This is a genomic window from Agrobacterium sp. CG160-95, assembly GCF_053521725.1.
The window spans coordinates 424,616-442,142 of sequence record NZ_JBNWDU010000002.1 but is presented as its reverse complement, the minus strand read 5'-3'; the positions used below and the strand labels follow the sequence as shown (position 1 = coordinate 442,142).

Sequence of the window (17,527 nt, the reverse complement as noted above, 5' to 3'; positions counted from 1 at the left end):
ACGTTTTTCCCGAAAACGCCGTTATCCCGCGATAGTGAAAAAAGGCCGGAGGGCCGTTTTCAGCAATAAAAAACCCGGCAGAATTACCGGGTTTTTTATTGCCATATGCAAAACGCTCACTCGTTCTTCCAGGCCGTCGACAGATCGCCATAGGCAATGTCGATGGTGGTGACGAGAGACTGCAGGCTGGTGTTGCGCAGAATGACGGTCGGCAGGGCGACGATAGAGAAATTCGGCAATTCGTCACCGGTGATTTTCTGGATATCGTGGAACTGCCCCGCCCGTTTCGTTTCATCCACTTCAATCGCAGCGGCGCGGAAAAGATCATCCACCCTGGGATTGTTGTAGTGGGCGGCATTGACGTATGGCGCGGGTTTCTTGATGCCATCGGACCAGTAGAGCCGCTGCACGCCCGCTGTCGGATCAAACAACCGGCTGATGCCGTTCACCGTCAGGTCAAAACCGCGCTCCGTATAGACGCGCTTGATGAAGGTCGCGAGATCGCCTTCGACGATATCCACCTTCACGCCGAGCTTGCCGAAGGACGAGCGTAGATATTCGGAGGTTTTGCGGAAAACGTCGGAGGGCAGGAAGGCCAGCCGCAGCGAAAAACGCGTGCCATCCGCACCCCTCGGATACCCCGCCTTGTCCAGCAGCTCGTTCGCTTTGGCCAGATCGAAGGGATAGGTAAAGGGCTTCTCGTCATTATAGGCGGTGAATACCGCTGGAATGTTCGAACCGGCGGGTTTCGCCGTGCCGAAAAAGATCGCGTCGTTGATGAAATTGCGGTCGATGGCATGTGCCAGCGCGTGCCGCACCTCCTTTTTCGCGAGGATCGGGTTCTCCAGATTGAACTCGAATACGGCGGCGTTATTGAGATAGGAGTCGGTATAGACCTCCACCGAAAGCTTGGGATTCTGCCGCAAACGCTCCAGATCGCTGTAGGAGACATCGGCGGTATAATCCGCCTCGCCCGTTTCCACCGAGATGGTGGTGGAGGCCGCGTCAGCGACGAACCGCGCCACGAAGCCATCGAGATAGGGAAGATCGGCCTGCCAGTAGTTCGGGTTCTTCCTGAGCTTCACATAGCTGCCGCGTTTCCATTCCTCAAACACAAAGGGGCCAGTGCCAACGGGCGCGTTGCCGTTCGGGCTCTCATTGTAGTTTTCCGAAGCATAGGCATGGGCCGGCAAAATGGGCGTTTCGCCACCGGTCAGCGCCCGCAGAAGATAAGGCGCAGGTTTGGAAAGCACCACTACCGCCGTCAGCGGATCGGGCGTTTCGATATCGGCAACATTGGCGAAAGTGATACGGCCGCGTGGGCCCACCTTCTTGAAGGCAAGCAGGGAAAATTTCACATCCTGTGCAGTGAAATCCTTGCCATCATGCCATTTGACGCCCTTGCGCAGCTTGAAGGTGTAGCGCAGCCCGTCGGCGGAGGTTTCCCAGCTTTCGGCGAGAACCGGATGCGGTTTGAACTCGCTGTCGAAGCGTACCAACCCTTCCAGGATCTTGGTGGAAATCGCGCGCGTTCGCGTATTGGAATCGGAAAGCGGCACAAGCGTCGTCGGCTCACCGAGACCCGCAAGGGTGACAATACCGCCCTTTTTCGGCGTTTCCGCCGCCAGCACCGGCACGGATGGCAGCAGCATGGCCACACCTAGCGCAGCACTCAAAAGCAATGTCTTACGTCTTGTAATATCCATGGATGTTTCCTCTTGCAGGCTTGTTTTCAAATTTTCAGGCAGGCTTCAGCCGGGTTTCGACCAGCCGGGCAAACAAGGTGGCGCCGACCGGCAGGATGGCATCGTCGACAATGAAACCGGGATTATGGGCCGGCACGGTGCCGGAATGACCGAGGGTGAAAAACGCACCGGGCGCATGTTTCAGGAGGTCGGCGAAATCCTCGCTGCCCATGAAGCGGCTGGGCTCGGTGGAAACGCGCTCGTCTCCGAGAACTTCGCGCGCCACCCCGGCCACAATCTCCACCGATGCGTCATCATTGGTCAGAACCGAGAATATGTCGCGAATATCCACCTCGGCGGTGAGCCCGTAAGCGGCGGCAATGTGATCGGAAATCGTGCGGATTCGGCCCCTTATGGTCTCGCGCACGCTGTCGGAGAAGGCCCGCACCGTGCCTGCAATCGAGGCCGTTTCGGGGATGACGTTATAGGCAGATCCCGCCTCGATGCGGGTGATCGACAAGACGGCCGGATCGGTCGGCGGCACATTGCGGCTGACGATGGTCTGCAATGCCTGGATGAGTTCACCCGTCGCCGGTACCGGATCACGCGAGACATCCGGGTGAGCCGCATGCGCGCCCCTGCCCTTCAGCCGGATATCGAAGAAATCGGCGCCTGCCAGAATGGTGCCGGGCGAGACCTTCAGATGGTTGGGTGCTGCATGGGAGGAATTGTGCAACCCGTAAATTTCATCGACGGGGAAATCCTTGAACAACCCATCGGCGATCATGGCGCGTGCGCCACCCAGTCCTTCTTCGGCGGGCTGGAAAATGAAAATCACCGTGCCGGCAAAATCACGGGTTTCCGCCAGATAACGGGCGGTGCCAAGCAATATGGTGGTGTGCACATCATGCCCGCAGCCGTGGAACTTACCGGGATAGACCGATGCATAAGGCAGCCCTGTTTCTTCCGGCATCGGCAGGGCATCCATATCCGCCCTCAACCCGATTGAACGGTTGCCAGCATGACGGCCACGCAGCACGCCGACCACGCCGGTCTTGCCATAACCGCGATGCACCTCGATGCCCCAGGAGGTGAGCTTCTCGGCGACGATGCCGGAGGTGCGCACCTCTTCGAAACCGATTTCCGGATGCTGGTGCAGATCGTGGCGGATGGAGACGAGTTCGGGAACATAGGTCCCGATCCGGTCTATGACTTTCGGCGCGGGCGTTTTGACGGGATCGACGGCAATATTCACGGTATCTCCTCAGGGCAAAAAAGATCGTTCTCGCAATCTCTGTGATTGCGAAGTGCTAAGCTTCAGAACTGGAAATCTGAGGCGGGAGAGGCGTCAGAGCCTCAGGCCAGCCTCCTTCATCAAGGGCAGAATGCGCTCAGCGAAATATTCGAGATCTTCGCGGAAATCGTAGAAATTCAGCTGCACGCCATCGATGCCAGCCTTTTTCAAGCCGACAAGCTGCTCGACCACCTGCTCCGGCGAGCCGATGATTTCGATATTGCCGCCGAGATTGCGCCCCTGCTTGTGGCGTGCATCGCCGCGACCCCGCCAGGCATGGGCGTCGCTGTCGTAATTGTTGGTCGCAAAGGCACGGGTGCCGGGCTGCGGTTTTCCCGCCTCGATGGCGTCGGCATAGGCGATCGCTTGCCTCTCCGTATCGCGGCTGACGATGATCGGATTGATGAGCGTCTTCACATGACGGCCATAGGCCCTGGCGCGGTTCTTGATGGTGGCGATATGATCGGGAAGCGTTTCCAGCGCGCTATCGATATGCGCGCCGCCGGGCGAGGTAACGAAAACCAGATCGGAATGGCGGGCGGCGAAATCGATACCGGCCGGCGAGCCGGTCGCCGTCACCAGCGGCGGGCGGCCAAAGGCGGGCTTTGGCGTTATCCAGCCGTTGTTGATGGCCCAGGGGTTAAGCTTGCCCTCGTAGGAGAAGTTTTCGGTTTCTCCCCACAGGCGATGCAGCACATCGAACAACTCGCCCGCCATGTCGTAGCGCTTGTCATGGTCGATCCGCTGCCAGCCGAACATTTCATGCTCGATGGCGCGGTGGCCGGTGACGATGTTGATGCCCCATCGTCCCCTGGCGATATGATCCAGCGTTGCGCCATATTTCGCGATATGAAGCGGATGCAGGGGACCGTAAAGCACATGGATGGTGGAGATTAGAAGAATACTCTTCGTGACCGCCGCCATGGCGCCGAGTGCGATGAAACTGTCGAGCGAGGATTCTCCGTCATAACCGCCCTTGGGCAGCCATTGCGTGCGGCTGAACGCGATTTCGAAACCAAGCTCCTCCGCGCGCTTCACCAGCTCCGCATTGTAGTCGAAGGTCCAGCTATTGCTGGTTGGCAGGCTGGAGAAGTTGATGTCCTGCAGATTGAGGAACAGCCCCAGCATCAGTGGCTGCTTCACCGCGCGGCTGAGCGGGCTGTCTTCGAAATCAGTGGGGCTTTTCAGTTCGGGACCTTCAGGCAGTGAAACAGTCAGCGCCATGTCTTTTCTCCCTCGGAATGATTACTCTGCGGGGTGGTCGCTGCCAGCCGGGCGCGCAAATAGGCCTCCACGCTGCGGGGCTGCCGACCGGTAATCCGCTCGATGTTGTCGTTGACGGGGGCCGCGAGGCCCTCGCGGATGAGTTGGCCAAATTCACCAATCGCCGTCTGTTCGAACGCTCCGATATGCGGCGGAAAAACGGAAGCGGAATGATGCGATATCCCCACGGGGCGATGCAGGATACGGGCCGCGATGCGGGCGATTTCCAGTGCCGTCAAGGCTTCACCGCCGGTTAGCACCAAGGCGCCGGAAACAGACGTGCTCGCAGTCAAGGCGTGAACCGCCACATCGGCTATATCGTCGGCATCAATGAAGGAAACGGCCGCATCGCCGAAACGGGCGGGCACATCCTCCCCCTGGCGTAGTGCTGCGACGACGGGTTCCAGCGCCGCCTGCATCCAGGCATTCGGCCGCAGCACCGTATGCGCAATGCCGCTCCCGGCCAGATGTTTTTCGACCTCGGCATGGGCGGCACCCGAGATGGAGCGTGCGGCATTGGCGATGGTCCAGTCGGAGCCGGATATTTTCACGATCCGCGATACGCTGGCGGAGAGAGCGGCATCGATGACCGCTTTCTGGTCCGCCGCCAGCGTTTCACCGATTGGGGAAAGCAGGAACACCGTGTCTGTTGCGCGTGAGGCCTCTTTCAGGCTGGCGGGATCGGAGAAATTACCCTCCGAAATATCCACCCTGTCGCCCCAAAGCTTGAGCGCGTCCTCACCCCGCCGGGTCAGCACCCTAACCTTCGCCTCTTTCTGCAAAAGGCGGCTGACGACGCGTTGGCCGAGCTTGCCGGTTGCACCCGTTACAAGAATGGTTGCTGTCATGACGCCCTCACTTCGCCGCAGCCTGTTGCAGTAAAGAAAGGGCGCGCGGATCGGCCCAGTCGTTCACATCGAAATCGTCAGGGATGAATTTCCATTCCAGCAGGAAATCCTTGAAGTGGCTGAGCGCATCCAGCTCCGCCGGATCGAGATCGAGCCTCAGGCTTCGGTACACATCCGCCCCGTTGGCGACGATAACCGCTTCCTCGCTGACGCCGATCTCGCGGGCGATGAAACGCACCGCTTCCGCCGGATTGTCATTCGCCCAGCCGGCAACCCGCTGTACCGTGGCCACGAGGTCGGCGACGAGATCGGGCCTTTCATCGGCAAAGGTGGCATCCACGGTCAAAGGACGTGGCGTGCCGTTATTGATGCGGATTTTCGGATCGGGGTGAAACCCGGTCGACACGACGACGTGCGCGCCAATGAGATTGGCGACGGTGACGCCCTCCGCTCCTTTGACAAAAAACGCATCGATCTTTCCGCGATGCAGTGCCGCGATCTCCTCCCCATAGGGCAGCCGTCGGTGCAGGCCATGGAACCTGTCGTCAGGCGGTCCGAGCAGCACCGGCTCGGTTGCGGTGAGATCGACCAGCTCGACCTCCGCCACGGAAAGGCCGGAAACGGTCAGTGCCGACACGATGCCCTTGAGCGATGTGGCGCGCTGGAAGTCGATGGTTTCGTTCGGTCGTTTCGGCAGCCCGATGCGCCGGCCCTTCAGCTCGCCGCCCTTTGTTATACCACTGGCTGGCAGCGCTATGACCGCCTGAAACTCGTCGGTCCTGGTCAACCCCACCAGACGCGTCTGGCGTCCGCCGGATTTTGCCCAGATAGGCGGAATATTGCCGCCCTGACGGAAGGACCAGTCCAGACGGTGATCGAAATGGCTCTGGCGAATGGCCGGATCCGCCGCATCGCGAATGGAGGACACAGTAATACCGTGGCCGGCGAAACTCTCCTCGATCCAGCCAAGCTGCACCGCGATGGAAAGCGGCGTCGGCGCCGGGCAGCGCGTGTACCAGACGGTTTCAGGGTGGGTTATCTGGCGAAGGGCCGCATCAGCCATGGCGTTCGTCCTCTCAATTGCGATCTCTACGACACGCTACACGCCATAAAATATTTTCTATAGATAAAGTGTACTATTTGAGAGGCCATTGAGGAAATTCGTTTCCATATCAGCATGGCTTCGTGCTTCCGGTAAAATATCCTTTCGGAAACGGCGTCATTCGCGAGCGATACTTCGGCTGAGAGCGGCACGCGATGTGAGCCTCTCCTTGGGAGCGTCGGCCATGGCTCGGAAGTTTTTCTTCTCCTGACAGCAAGGATTTTTAACTCGCGACCGGAACACCGGCTGTTACGCTTCCCCGCAATTGCGCCGGACCCGCAAGCCGGCAATCCAACAGACCTGAAAGAAAAAGTGGCAGCATGAGCACGAACAAACGCCGGCTCAATCTCAATGTCGGCATCAATACCACCGGATACCTCGCCAATGCCTGGAAATACAGAAGCGGAGACCGGCACGATATCAACGATATCGGCTATTACCGGCGACTGACGGAACTGGCTCACAAAGGCCGGTTCGACGCCGTTTTCCTTTCGGATCACCCGGCATTGCTGACCGACCCGACAAGCCGGCCATTTCACACCATCGATCCGCTCATCCTTTCCACATCGCTTGCCGCACAGGTGCCGGACATCGGGTTCGTGGCGACCGTGTCCTCCACCTATAACTCGCCCTATAATTTTGCGAGACGAACGCAATCCATCGATATCGTCACGGGCGGTCGGCTGATCGTGAACATCGTCTCCTCCTTCAATCCGAACGTCGCCGCCAATTTCGGCAACGACCCGCTGCCGCCGCGCAATGAGCGATATGCCAAGGCCACGGAATTTCTCGATGTCGCGAAAAAGCTCTGGTCGAGCTGGGATCCGCGCCGCGAAGGCGAGATATCGGAAGACCGCTTCTGGGATGCGGCGACGGCCGAGACCATCGATCACGAGGGGCAATATTTTCATGTCAAAGGCCCGCTCAACGTCCCTCGTGGACCGCAGGGGCACCCCGTCATCGCCCAGGCGGGCGCTTCCGAGGGCGGCATCGATCTGGCGGCACGTCATGGCGAGATTATCTATTGCAACATATTGTCCCGTCCCGCCGGCCAGGCCTTTGGCAAAAAGGTCCGTGACCGCGCAGTGTCTTTCGGCCGCGATCCCTCCGGCATCCGCATCGTTCCCGGCCTCGTCGTCATTCTCGGCGAGACGCGCGAGGAAGCGCTGCGCAAACACGAACTCTACAGCGGAACCGGCTCGGAAGACGGTCTTCTGGCACGCTTCGCCAAGGAAAACGGTATCGATCCCCGCGATTTCGATCCCGATGCGAAACTGGATGGCGAGCGCTTCATTCCCGACCAGAACCGGCAATGGGCTGTCGGCATGGGGCTTGGCCTTTCCGAACTGCTGACCCATGAAAAGCTCACCGCCCGCGAGGCCGTGCGGCGCTCGGAGGGGCATCACCGGCTGCTGCTCGGCACAGCGGAAGAGGTGGCGGACGGCATCATCGGTCTCTGGCAGGACGGAACGGTTGACGGCTACACATTGCAGCCGCCCCGTGCCCCTGACGATATCGCCGAATTCGTCGAACAAGTCGTGCCGGTGCTGCAAGACCGCGGCGTTTATCCGCGCGAATACGAAGGCACGACCATACGCGAGAGATACGACCTGCCTCAACCAAACTGACGCTGTTCGCCTCGTTCGCCATTCCCACGCTCGGCGCAGGAATGGCGACGTTGTGAACGCACTATTGAGCTGTTGCCACTTTCAAAACCGGCCTTTCGCCGGAAAGCTGCGGCAGCACAGAGGCGAAATCCGTCACGATCTGGCGATAATCTTCCGGCTGGAATTCATAGGGCAGTTCCAGACGGAATTCCGAGACATGCGGCAGAACGGGGTCGCGCGACAGCTTCTCCAGAATTTCATCCGTCGTCCCGACAATATCAGGCAGAAAAAGCGTGCGGCGCGCACCATGCGGCGTATGCGTGCGCTTGTCGCGCTCGGCCGCAAACTCCGCATAACGGCGGCGTGTCGAAGGGCTGGCACTGTCCGTCGGTAAAATCACGCGGCCAAGGGCGACGCGCGGCTGGCGCTCATGCGCCCATTCCTGCCGGAACCGGGCAACGAGGGCCGCCTGCGCCGTCAGAAAATCATCGGTATTTTCACCGCTGACGATATTGCCGGTCAGCAGATTGAATCCCGCCTTCCCCGCCCAGCGAGCGGAATTCTGCGATCCGCCGCCATACCACAGCCGGTCGGTCAACCCCTTGGCGAAGGGCCGAAGGCGCGGCACCTGCGCGCCCGCTGCATTGCCCGCCTCCGTTTCGCTGGACAGCGGTTCTGATCTCAAGGCCCTGGCGAGCTTCTCGGCGCGGGCATGGCTGTAATCCGCATCGGGCGCCGTATCGACATAATCCGAAATCAGATGGGCGAAGGGCGGCGCGCCGACAGAGACGCCGACATTCAACCGTCCGTGTGACAGCACATCCACGGTGGCGAGATCTTCCGCCAGCCTGAAAGGGTTTTCATAACCCAGTTGAATGACGGCGGTGCCGAGGCCAATCCGCTTGGTGCGCTGCGACGCCGCCGCGAGAAAGGTGGCGGCCGAGGACACGCCGCGTTCCAGATGGCGCTGGCGGACCCAGGCGCTATCATAACCCAGCGCCTCGCCGGCTTCGAAAAGCTGCAGAGTTTCCTCCAGCCCCTGCGCAGGATCATCATCGTGATAGTTGCCGGGAACCAGAAAAGCAAAATGCGAGATATGGGAAATAGGCATGGTGTGCATCCGGGAATGTTTGTTGAGGCATGATGAAGCTCAGACAGCGCAGGTGCGGCCATCATCCTGTACCGCGCATACCCAAGCAGAATGCACGATGACCGGCATCGCTGGCGCGGCATGGTCTTTTATAGTCCCGGCGATTTTTGAAAGATCGTTGCGCGATTCAGTAGTCTACTAAAATTATAGATTAATCCTCAAGGAGCGGTCGCTTTGTCCCCTCTCCATCCTTTTAAATACGCCGACGTATCGAGCGCCGCGCGAATGCCCTTGATTTTCCTCCCCAACATGTAATACAGATTATCATACATGTTGACAAATAATGCATACATGTATGACATTGCAGCCATCACGAACGCTGCGATACCTGCATGAGGGAGGAATTATGATCATCACCGACGTCGAGGTCCGTGTTTTCCGCACGACGACCCGTCGGCACTCGGACAGTGCCGGTCACGCACATCCGGGTCCGGCGCATCAGGTGGAACAGGCCATGCTGACCATCCGCACGGAAGACGGGCAAGAAGGCCATTCCTTCACAGCGCCGGAAATCGTTCGCCCGCATGTCATCGAAAAATTCGTCAAGAAGGTGCTGATCGGCGAGGATTATCGCGACCGGGAACGCCTTTGGCAGGACCTTGCTCACTGGCAACGCGGCTCGGCGGCGCAGCTGACGGACCGCACGCTGGCGGTGGTGGACTGCGCGCTCTGGGACCTTGCCGGTCGCAGCCTCGGACAACCTGTATACAAGTTGATCGGCGGTTATCGCGACAAGGTGCTCGCCTATGGCTCGATCATGTGCGGGGACGAGCTGGAAGGCGGCCTAGCAACGCCTGAAGACTACGGCCGGTTTGCCGAAACGCTGGTGAAGCGCGGTTACAAGGGCATCAAGCTTCACACCTGGATGCCGCCCGTCAGCTGGGCGCCGGATGTGAAGATGGACCTCAAGGCCTGCGCGGCCGTGCGCGAAGCGGTCGGGCCCGATATCCGCCTGATGATCGACGCCTTTCACTGGTATTCCCGCACCGATGCGCTGGCATTGGGACGTGGCCTTGAAAAGCTCGGCTTCGACTGGATCGAAGAGCCGATGGATGAGCAGTCGCTCTCCTCCTACAAGTGGCTCGCCGACAATCTCGATATTCCCGTCGTCGGCCCGGAAAGTGCTGCTGGCAAGCACTGGCACCGCGCAGAATGGATCAAGGCCGGCGCCTGCGATATTCTTCGCACCGGCGTCAACGATGTAGGCGGCATCACGCCGGCGCTCAAGACCATGCATCTGGCCGAAGCCTTCGGCATGGAATGCGAGGTGCATGGCAATACGGCCATGAACCTGCATGTGGTCGCCGCCACCAAGAATTGCCGCTGGTACGAGCGTGGCCTCCTGCATCCCTTCCTCGAATATGATGACGGCCACGACTATCTGAAGTCTTTGTCCGACCCAATGGACCGCGATGGGTTCGTTCACGTTCCCGACCGGCCGGGCCTTGGCGAGGATATCGATTTCGATTTCATCGACAACAACCGGGTGAGATAAGGCTATGAAAACCGTGCTCGCCTTTGGAGACAGCCTCACCTGGGGCGCAGACCCGGCAACGGGTCTCCGCCACCGACCTGAGCATCGCTGGCCGGAGGTGCTGGAGGCAGAGCTTTCCGGAATGGCGAAGGTTCATGCCGAAGGGCTAGGCGGACGCACCACCTGTTATGACGACCATGCCGGCCCGGCCTGCCGCAATGGCGCGCGAGCGCTTGAAGTCGCGCTTTCGTGCCACATGCCGCTTGATCTCGTCATCGTCATGCTCGGCACCAACGACATCAAGCCGGTACATGGCGGTCGCGCGGAAGCCGCCGTTTCGGGCATGCGGCGGCTGGCGCAAATCGTCGAGACCTTCATCTACAAGCCGCGAGATGCAGTGCCTAAGCTTCTGATCGTCGCGCCGCCGCCCTGCGTCGCCGGCCCCGCTGGAGAACCGGCGGGCGGCCGCGATATCGGACAATCACTACGGCTTGCGCCGCTCTATCACAAACTCGCCGCCGAACTTGGGCATCACTTCTTTGATGCCGGATCGGTCGCCAGCGCCTCGCCAGTGGATGGCGTGCATCTGGAAGCGCTGGCAACGGCCGCAATCGGCCGGGCGCTCGCCGCTCCGGTCAGAGACATTCTTGGCTGATCACACGAAGCCTGTGGAGGAACAGGCGCGCGGATCGAAACGTGGAAGGCCGTATGAACCGGCCATATGGGAGGAAAAATGAGACATTTTCTTGCAACCGCAGCCCTCGGTGCACTGCTGATCGGCGCCGTGCCGCTCAGCGTCTTTGCCGAAACGCCGAAGGACCAGCTCATCGTCGCCACGACCATGAGCAATATCCTGACCCTTGATCCAGCCGCCATTACCGGCCGCGAGACGGTGCAGGTTCTGAATAATATCTACGACACGCTGGTCGTGCTTTCGCCCAAAGATCGCAGCGTCCAGCCCCGCCTTGCCGAACGTTGGGAAATCGGCGAGGACCGGAAATCGATCCGCTTCCACCTGCGCGCCGACGCCAAGTTCGCGTCGGGTAACGCCGTGACGGCAAAGGACGTGGCATGGAGCCTGAAACGTCTGCTCGCCCGCAATCTGGCGCAATCGTCTTTCCTCAAAACGCGCGGCTTCAAGCTGGAGGATGCCGACAAGCTTTTCGTCGCCGAAAACGACCAGACCTTCGTGCTTAATATTCCGAAGCCTGATGATCCCAACCTGCTGCTGATGATCCTTGCACAGAATGGGCCCGGCTCGATCATCGACAGCCAGACGGCGCTTGCAAACGAAAAGGACGGCGATCTCGGTGGCGCGTGGCTGACGCTCAATTCGGCGGGCTCCGGCCCGTTCAAGCTAACCCAGTGGAAATCCAACGAATATATCATTCTCACCCGCAACGACGATTACTGGGGTGAAAAAGCCAAGATGAAGCGCGTCCTGATGCGCCATCTGCCGGAATCGCAATCGCAGCGGCTGATGCTGGAAAAGGGCGATATTGATGTCGCCTATTCCCTGCAGGCGCCGGACCTGAAGTCGCTCGAAGCCGACAAGACCATCGCCATCGAATCCACACCCGGCTCCGGTTTTTATTACCTCAGCGTTTCGATGAAAGACGAGCGCTTTGCGAACAAGAAAGTGCGCGAAGCCCTGCGTTACCTGATCGACTACGACGGTCTCGACAAGGCGGTCATGCCCTATTACGGCAAGCTGCATCAGCGCTCTCTCAGCACCGGTGTGATGGGCGCGCTGCCGGATCAGGGCTACAAGCTCGACATCGCAAAAGCCAAGGCGCTTCTGGCTGAAGCCGGTTATCCAAACGGTTTCAAGACGACGTTGCGCGTGCTCTCGGAAGACCCCTTCATGAAAGCGGCAACGGCAATCCAGAACACACTGGCCCAGGCCGGCATCCAGGCCGAACTTATCAGCGGTTCCGGCGACCAGATTTACGGCGCCATGCGCGAGCGCAACTTCGAACTGCTTCTCGGCCGCGGCGGCGGCGGTCAGCAGCCGCATCCGGACAACAACCTGCGCTCCATCGCCTATAATCCGAACAATGCGGACGACGCCAAGCTCACCAACTATCAGAGCTGGCGCACGAGCTTCTTCGATGAAAAGCTGAACAAGATGATCGAGGAAGCCCTTGTCGAGCGCGACGTGGCGAAACAGACGAAGCTCTACGAGGACCTTCAGGCCTATATGGACGAGATCGTCATGTCCATTCAGCCATTCTCCGAAGTCGTCGACACCGCCGCTTTCCGCAGCGACATCAAGGGTATGATCGTCAGCCCCTGGCTCTCGCGCTTTGAAGAGGTGAGCAAGGAGCGGTGATCGGCTGCCATATCTGCGAGTAGGAGAAGGCGCGGCTAACCCCGCGCCTTTTTGCTGTAATGAAGCTCCATTCACCCAATGTGTTAGGCGCAAGCGAAGCCTCCGCACTCTGTCACGCCGGACGAGATCCGGGGTCTTGTGTGAGCAGCCTAAGCGCAGTTGGCGGCCCGCCCTCCCGCCGTAGCCATCCAAAAAAAATTGCCCGGCACTGAAGGCCGGGCAAGGAAGGAGGATTTTATTATTCGTGATGCCCCGGAGGAGGACGATCACGCTTTGGGAGGTGTCATGCGCCTTCATATTCCAGCGAGGCGCCGATCAGTTCGCGCGCATAGGGATGTGTCGCGCCATTGCCGGCGATTGCCTCACGCGGCAGGATTTCGGTGATTTCGCCGCGCAGCATCACAGCGAAGCGGTCGCACATGTGGTCGACCACGGCGAGATCGTGCGTCACCATGATATAGGTGAAGCCGCGCTCTTCGCGCAGGCGCTGCAACAGGTTGAGGATTTCGGCCTGCACCGAAACATCGAGCGCCGAGGTCGGCTCGTCGAGCAGAAGCAGAGACGGTTCAAGTATCAGCGCACGCGCAATCGCCACGCGCTGCCGCTGGCCGCCGGAAAGCTGATGCGGGAAGCGGTCCAGGAACGACACGGGCAGACCGACATCCGTAATTACCTTGCGCATGCGCTCTTCACGATCGCCCAGTTTATGGATGGCAAGCGATTCTCCGAGAACGGTGCGCACCGACTGGCGCGGATGCAGCGAACCATAGGGATCCTGAAACACCATCTGCAACGTGCGGCATCGCTCGATCAGCGGCATGTCGCGAACCGACTTTCCATTGATGAGGATTTCGCCGCTCCAGAAATCATTCAGCATCGACACGCAGCGCAACACTGTTGATTTGCCCGAACCGCTTTCACCGACCAGACCGAAACACTCACCCGGCTCGACGCGAAAGGACACCGAAGGCAGCACTTTCAGCGCCGTGTGGCCGCTGCCGAAGGTGATGGAGAGATCGCGGGTTTCAACGGAAACGGCCATTATACTTTCTCCTCCAGCCATTCAGGGCGGCGATCCAGCACCGCAAGTGGCGCACGCGTGCCGCCAATCCGCGGCTGCGCCGCGAGCAGGCCGCGCGTGTAGGGGTGCTGCGCTTGATCGAGGTCGCGCGCGGCAAGCGTTTCCACCACCCGGCCAGCATACATGATGAGTACCCGGTCGCAGAAATTGCGCACGAGATTGAGGTCGTGGCTGATCATGATGAGACCGATGCCTCTATCCCGAACGAGGCCATCGAGAATATTCAGAACCTGCAGCCGCACCGTCACATCCAGCGCGGAGGTCGGCTCGTCGGCAATGACCAGATCAGGATCGGCAAGCAGCATCATCGCAATCATGACGCGCTGGCCCATGCCACCGGAAATCTCGTGCGGATATTGCTCGTAGACGCGCGCGGCGTCGCGGATTTTGACCGCATCGAGCATGGCGAGCGCCTTTTCCCGGGCTTCCGATTTCGACGCCTTGAAATGGCGCAGATAGGTCTCCGTCACCTGATCGCCGACACGGCGGATGGGATTGAGAGAGAATTTTGGATCCTGAAGGATCATCGACATGCGCCGTCCGCGAACCTTCAGCATCTCCTTCTCACTGAGCGACAGAAGATCGAGGCCATCAAAATCAAGCTTGTCGGCCGTTATCGTCGCCGATGGCAGGAGGCGCAGCAAAGCCCGGCCGACGGTGGACTTGCCCGATCCGCTTTCGCCGACAATGCCGAGACGCTCCCGGCCAAGGGTAAAGGAGATGCCGCGCACGGCCTCGGTGGGCGAACCGCCATAACGGATGCGAAGATTTTCGACGTCGAGGATTGGTTTTTCCATGGCCCTATTTCCGGTTCATCTGCTTCGGATCGAGCGCATCCCGCAGGCCGTCACCCAGAAGGTTGAAGGCAAGGCTGACGGAAAGGATCGCAACGCCGGGGAAAGTGACGAGCCACCAGCTGTCGAGCATGTAACGGCGTCCGGTCGCGATCATCGCGCCCCATTCAGGCAGGGGCGGCTGCGCGCCAAGGCCTAGGAAGCCGAGGCCTGCGGCGGTCAGAATGACGGTCGCCATATTCAGCGTCAGACGGATCAGGACCGAAGGCAGGCACATTGGCATGATCGATTTTATGATGATGCGCAGCGGCGAAGCACCCTGAAGCCTTGCGGCGGCAATGTAGTCCGCCTTGCGGAATGTCATCGCTTCGGCGCGTGCGAGCCGCGCGATCGGCGGCCATGAGGTGAGCGCGATCGCGATGATCGCATTGTTGAGGCTGGGTCCGAGCGCGGCCACGAAGGCGAGCGACAGGATGAGGCTCGGGAACGACAGGAAAATATCCGTGATGCGCATCATCACCGTATCGAACTTGCCGCCGAGATAACCGGAGGCCGTGCCGACCAGCAGACCGACCGGACCGACGATGATCGACACCAGCGTGATGATGGTGAGAGTGATGCGCGCGCCCCACAGAAGGCGACTGTAAATATCGCGTCCAAGCTCGTCCGTGCCGAAGAAATGGCCGTTACCGGGCGGCTGCAGCGTCTTGGCGAGATCCTGCACGTAAGGATCATGCGTCGCAAGCCAGGGCGCGAAAATCGCCGCGATGACGAGAAGCAGCAATATCACCAGGCCGAAGGCCGATGTCGGGCTTTTCAGCAGGAAGACAATGATGTTCTTCAGCGCGTTCAATGGCACGGGAAGACGCAAGGAAGTTTCTGCACGAGCCGTCATCAGCGGGTCCTCGGATCGAAAAAGCGGTAGAGAATGTCGGACAGGAGATTGAGCCCGATGAAGATGACGCCGACGATAAGTACGCAGGTCATCACGGCATTCATGTCGCCGATGATAAGATTGCTGGTGAGATATTGGCCGAAGCCCGGCCAGGCGAAGACGGTCTCGATAAGGACAGCGCCTTCCAGCAGTGAGCCGTAAGCAAGGGCAATGATGGTGACGAGCTGCACGCGGATATTGCCGAAAGCATGCAGCCACACCGTCTGGCGTTGCGACAGGCCTTTGACGCGCGCAGTCGTCACATATTCCTGGCCCAGCTGGTCGAGCATGAAGCTGCGCGTCATACGGGTGATATAGGCCGACGATGAATAACCAAGCAGAGCGGCGGGCAGGATGAGGTGATTGATGGCCGACCAGAAGACTTCCATATCGCCCGCCAGCAGGCTGTCGATGAGGAGGAAGCCCGTTCGTTCCTCCACGAGACCGATATAGAACTGGTCCATGCGGCCACCGCCGCCGACAAGCCCGAGATGAGCGTAAAAAACGATCAGCGCAATCATACCGGTCCAGAAAATCGGCATGGAATGGCCGAACAGGCTGAGCACCCGGACCAAATGGTCCTGCCAGCGGTCTTTCTTGACGGCGGCATAAACCCCCATGGGAATCCCAAGGCCGGCACCGATCAGGATCGCGAAGGTCGCGAGCTCCATCGTGGCCGGCATGACGCGTATGATATCCTGGATGACGGGCTGGCCCGTGCGGATCGAGGTTCCGAAATCGCCGGTGAACACATCGCCGAGATAATAGATGAATTGTTGCCAGAGCGGACGGTCGAAACCGAGCGCATGGTAAACCTGCTCATAGGTTTCGCGGGTCGCGTCCTCGCCGACGATGGCCCGCACCGGATCAGCGGGCATCAGGCGGCCGATGAAAAAGGTCAGCAGCAGCAATCCGAGCAGCGTGACCGCAATACTTCCGATCTGGCCGGACAGGCCATACGGCGAAAGGCGTCTTTTTGGCATGGTTCCTCCCTTGCCAGAAGTCGATTGCACAAAATAACAAAGGCGCAATCCTGTCTGACAACTATTCGCAAGTTGTCACAGGTGTGGAGAGCTGTCAAGCATATGCCGATAAAATTGGTCCTGCGGCACGCTTGGAAAATGACTGAAGCAGGCAACAACGCTGCCTTTCAAGACCGAGATTTCATCCGAAATCTAGCGGTTCTTTGCTTTGCCGGAGAAAGGAATCACACATATTGCCGCGATGACAAAAGCCTGTATTCTTCGCTTCGAACTGCCTGGGAGATGCCGGTCTGGCACCGGCATATCTCCTGCTTCAAGGGGGAGTAAGAGATGGCGGAAATGACACTTCTGGCATTTGCGATAGTTGCCTTTATCGGTATTGCCACACCTGGCCCGACGGTTTTGCTGGCGCTTGCGAATGGCTCGCGTTTCGGGGTCCGCCGTGCCTTGACCGGCATGGCTGGTGCGGTGCTGTCAGATTTCGTCCTGATCGGCGCGGTTGCACTGGGATTGGGAGCATTGCTCGCCGCCTCGGAGTTCTGGTTCGGCGTCGTCAAATGGGTCGGCGTTTGTTATCTCGCCTTCCTGGGCGTCATGCTTTTGCGCTCCAGAGGCTCGCTCGATGGCGCTCTTCAATCGGCAGACACTTCCGGGGCCACTTCCGCCCGCTCGATTTTCCTCAAAAGCTTCCTTGTGGCCGTGACCAACCCCAAGGGATATCTGTTCTTTTCGGCTTTCCTGCCGCAATTCATCGATCCGGCAGCACCGCAGATTCAGCAATATGCGGTGCTTGCGCTGGTTTTTGCCGGCATCGATTTCATCGTCATGTTCGGATATGCCCTGCTGGGCTCGCAGGCCGTCAGACTGTTGCGGAAGTCAGGGGCGTTATGGCTCGACCGCATTTGCGGCGGCGCACTTTTGACGCTTGCCGCCTCTCTTGCCTTCTACCGACGGGCGAGCGCTTAACCTGCTGAAAAAGC

The 17,527-nt window shown here is 59.6% G+C and carries 15 protein-coding genes; 5 read left to right on the top strand and 10 right to left on the bottom strand.

Features of this window, described 5'->3' with window-relative positions:
- Positions 1-116: 116 nt before the first annotated feature.
- From ACQZ63_RS08730 to ACQZ63_RS08710, 5 genes are all read right to left on the bottom strand, one after another.
- On the bottom strand, positions 117-1,706 hold the full coding sequence (locus tag ACQZ63_RS08730) for an ABC transporter substrate-binding protein (protein WP_019564767.1): 1,590 nt from the start codon (positions 1,704-1,706) through the stop codon (positions 117-119).
- Positions 1,707-1,740: 34 nt separating this feature from the next.
- Complete coding sequence (locus tag ACQZ63_RS08725) at positions 1,741-2,940, bottom strand: M20 aminoacylase family protein (RefSeq protein ID WP_019564768.1); 1,200 nt, start codon at positions 2,938-2,940, stop codon at positions 1,741-1,743.
- A gap of 93 nt (positions 2,941-3,033) precedes the next feature.
- On the bottom strand, positions 3,034-4,203 hold the full coding sequence (locus ACQZ63_RS08720) for an LLM class flavin-dependent oxidoreductase (protein ID WP_113555398.1): 1,170 nt from the start codon (positions 4,201-4,203) through the stop codon (positions 3,034-3,036).
- Positions 4,194-5,090, bottom strand: a complete 897-nt coding sequence (locus ACQZ63_RS08715) for an NmrA family NAD(P)-binding protein (protein ID WP_113555399.1) — start codon at positions 5,088-5,090, stop codon at positions 4,194-4,196. Before ACQZ63_RS08715 ends, ACQZ63_RS08720 begins: the two co-directional genes overlap by 10 nt.
- A gap of 7 nt (positions 5,091-5,097) precedes the next feature.
- Complete coding sequence (locus ACQZ63_RS08710) at positions 5,098-6,153, bottom strand: ABC transporter substrate-binding protein (RefSeq protein ID WP_065704287.1); 1,056 nt, start codon at positions 6,151-6,153, stop codon at positions 5,098-5,100.
- 359 nt (positions 6,154-6,512) lie between these two features.
- Here ACQZ63_RS08710 and ACQZ63_RS08705 point away from each other — a divergent pair, with 359 nt between their 5' ends.
- A complete protein-coding gene (locus ACQZ63_RS08705) occupies positions 6,513-7,820 on the top strand; it encodes an NtaA/DmoA family FMN-dependent monooxygenase (protein ID WP_113555400.1) in 1,308 nt (435 codons plus the stop codon).
- A 61-nt stretch (positions 7,821-7,881) separates the two neighbouring features.
- Here the strand turns inward: ACQZ63_RS08705 and ACQZ63_RS08700 are convergent, their stop codons facing one another.
- Positions 7,882-8,910: an LLM class flavin-dependent oxidoreductase gene (locus ACQZ63_RS08700; protein WP_113555472.1), complete on the bottom strand. Its 1,029-nt coding sequence runs from the start codon at positions 8,908-8,910 to the stop codon at positions 7,882-7,884.
- A 385-nt stretch (positions 8,911-9,295) separates the two neighbouring features.
- On the opposite strand from ACQZ63_RS08700, the gene ACQZ63_RS08695 reads away from it, so the two are divergent.
- From ACQZ63_RS08695 to ACQZ63_RS08685, 3 genes are all read left to right on the top strand, one after another.
- A complete protein-coding gene (locus tag ACQZ63_RS08695; RefSeq protein ID WP_003511150.1) occupies positions 9,296-10,444 on the top strand; it encodes a mandelate racemase family protein in 1,149 nt (382 codons plus the stop codon).
- A gap of 4 nt (positions 10,445-10,448) precedes the next feature.
- Positions 10,449-11,078: an SGNH/GDSL hydrolase family protein gene (locus ACQZ63_RS08690; RefSeq protein WP_112155339.1), complete on the top strand. Its 630-nt coding sequence runs from the start codon at positions 10,449-10,451 to the stop codon at positions 11,076-11,078.
- A 78-nt stretch (positions 11,079-11,156) separates the two neighbouring features.
- Positions 11,157-12,755, top strand: coding sequence for an ABC transporter substrate-binding protein (locus ACQZ63_RS08685; RefSeq protein ID WP_003511152.1), 1,599 nt, complete (start codon positions 11,157-11,159; stop codon positions 12,753-12,755).
- A gap of 283 nt (positions 12,756-13,038) precedes the next feature.
- Here the strand turns inward: ACQZ63_RS08685 and ACQZ63_RS08680 are convergent, their stop codons facing one another.
- The 4 genes from ACQZ63_RS08680 to ACQZ63_RS08665 are packed head-to-tail and all read right to left on the bottom strand — an operon-like array spanning position 13,039 to position 16,547.
- Entirely contained in the window at positions 13,039-13,797 is a 759-nt protein-coding gene (locus ACQZ63_RS08680) for an ABC transporter ATP-binding protein (RefSeq protein ID WP_003511153.1), read from the bottom strand.
- On the bottom strand, positions 13,797-14,633 hold the full coding sequence (locus ACQZ63_RS08675; protein WP_013761686.1) for an ABC transporter ATP-binding protein: 837 nt from the start codon (positions 14,631-14,633) through the stop codon (positions 13,797-13,799). Before ACQZ63_RS08675 ends, ACQZ63_RS08680 begins: the two co-directional genes overlap by 1 nt.
- Positions 14,634-14,637: 4 nt before the next feature.
- Positions 14,638-15,525 (bottom strand): ABC transporter permease, encoded by an 888-nt coding sequence (locus ACQZ63_RS08670; protein ID WP_065662536.1) that lies wholly within the window; start codon positions 15,523-15,525, stop codon positions 14,638-14,640.
- Positions 15,525-16,547, bottom strand: a complete 1,023-nt coding sequence (locus ACQZ63_RS08665) for an ABC transporter permease (RefSeq protein WP_112355434.1) — start codon at positions 16,545-16,547, stop codon at positions 15,525-15,527. Before ACQZ63_RS08665 ends, ACQZ63_RS08670 begins: the two co-directional genes overlap by 1 nt.
- Positions 16,548-16,877: 330 nt before the next feature.
- Here ACQZ63_RS08665 and ACQZ63_RS08660 point away from each other — a divergent pair, with 330 nt between their 5' ends.
- Positions 16,878-17,513, top strand: coding sequence for a LysE family translocator (locus ACQZ63_RS08660; RefSeq protein WP_035200576.1), 636 nt, complete (start codon positions 16,878-16,880; stop codon positions 17,511-17,513).
- Positions 17,514-17,527: the final 14 nt, after the last annotated feature.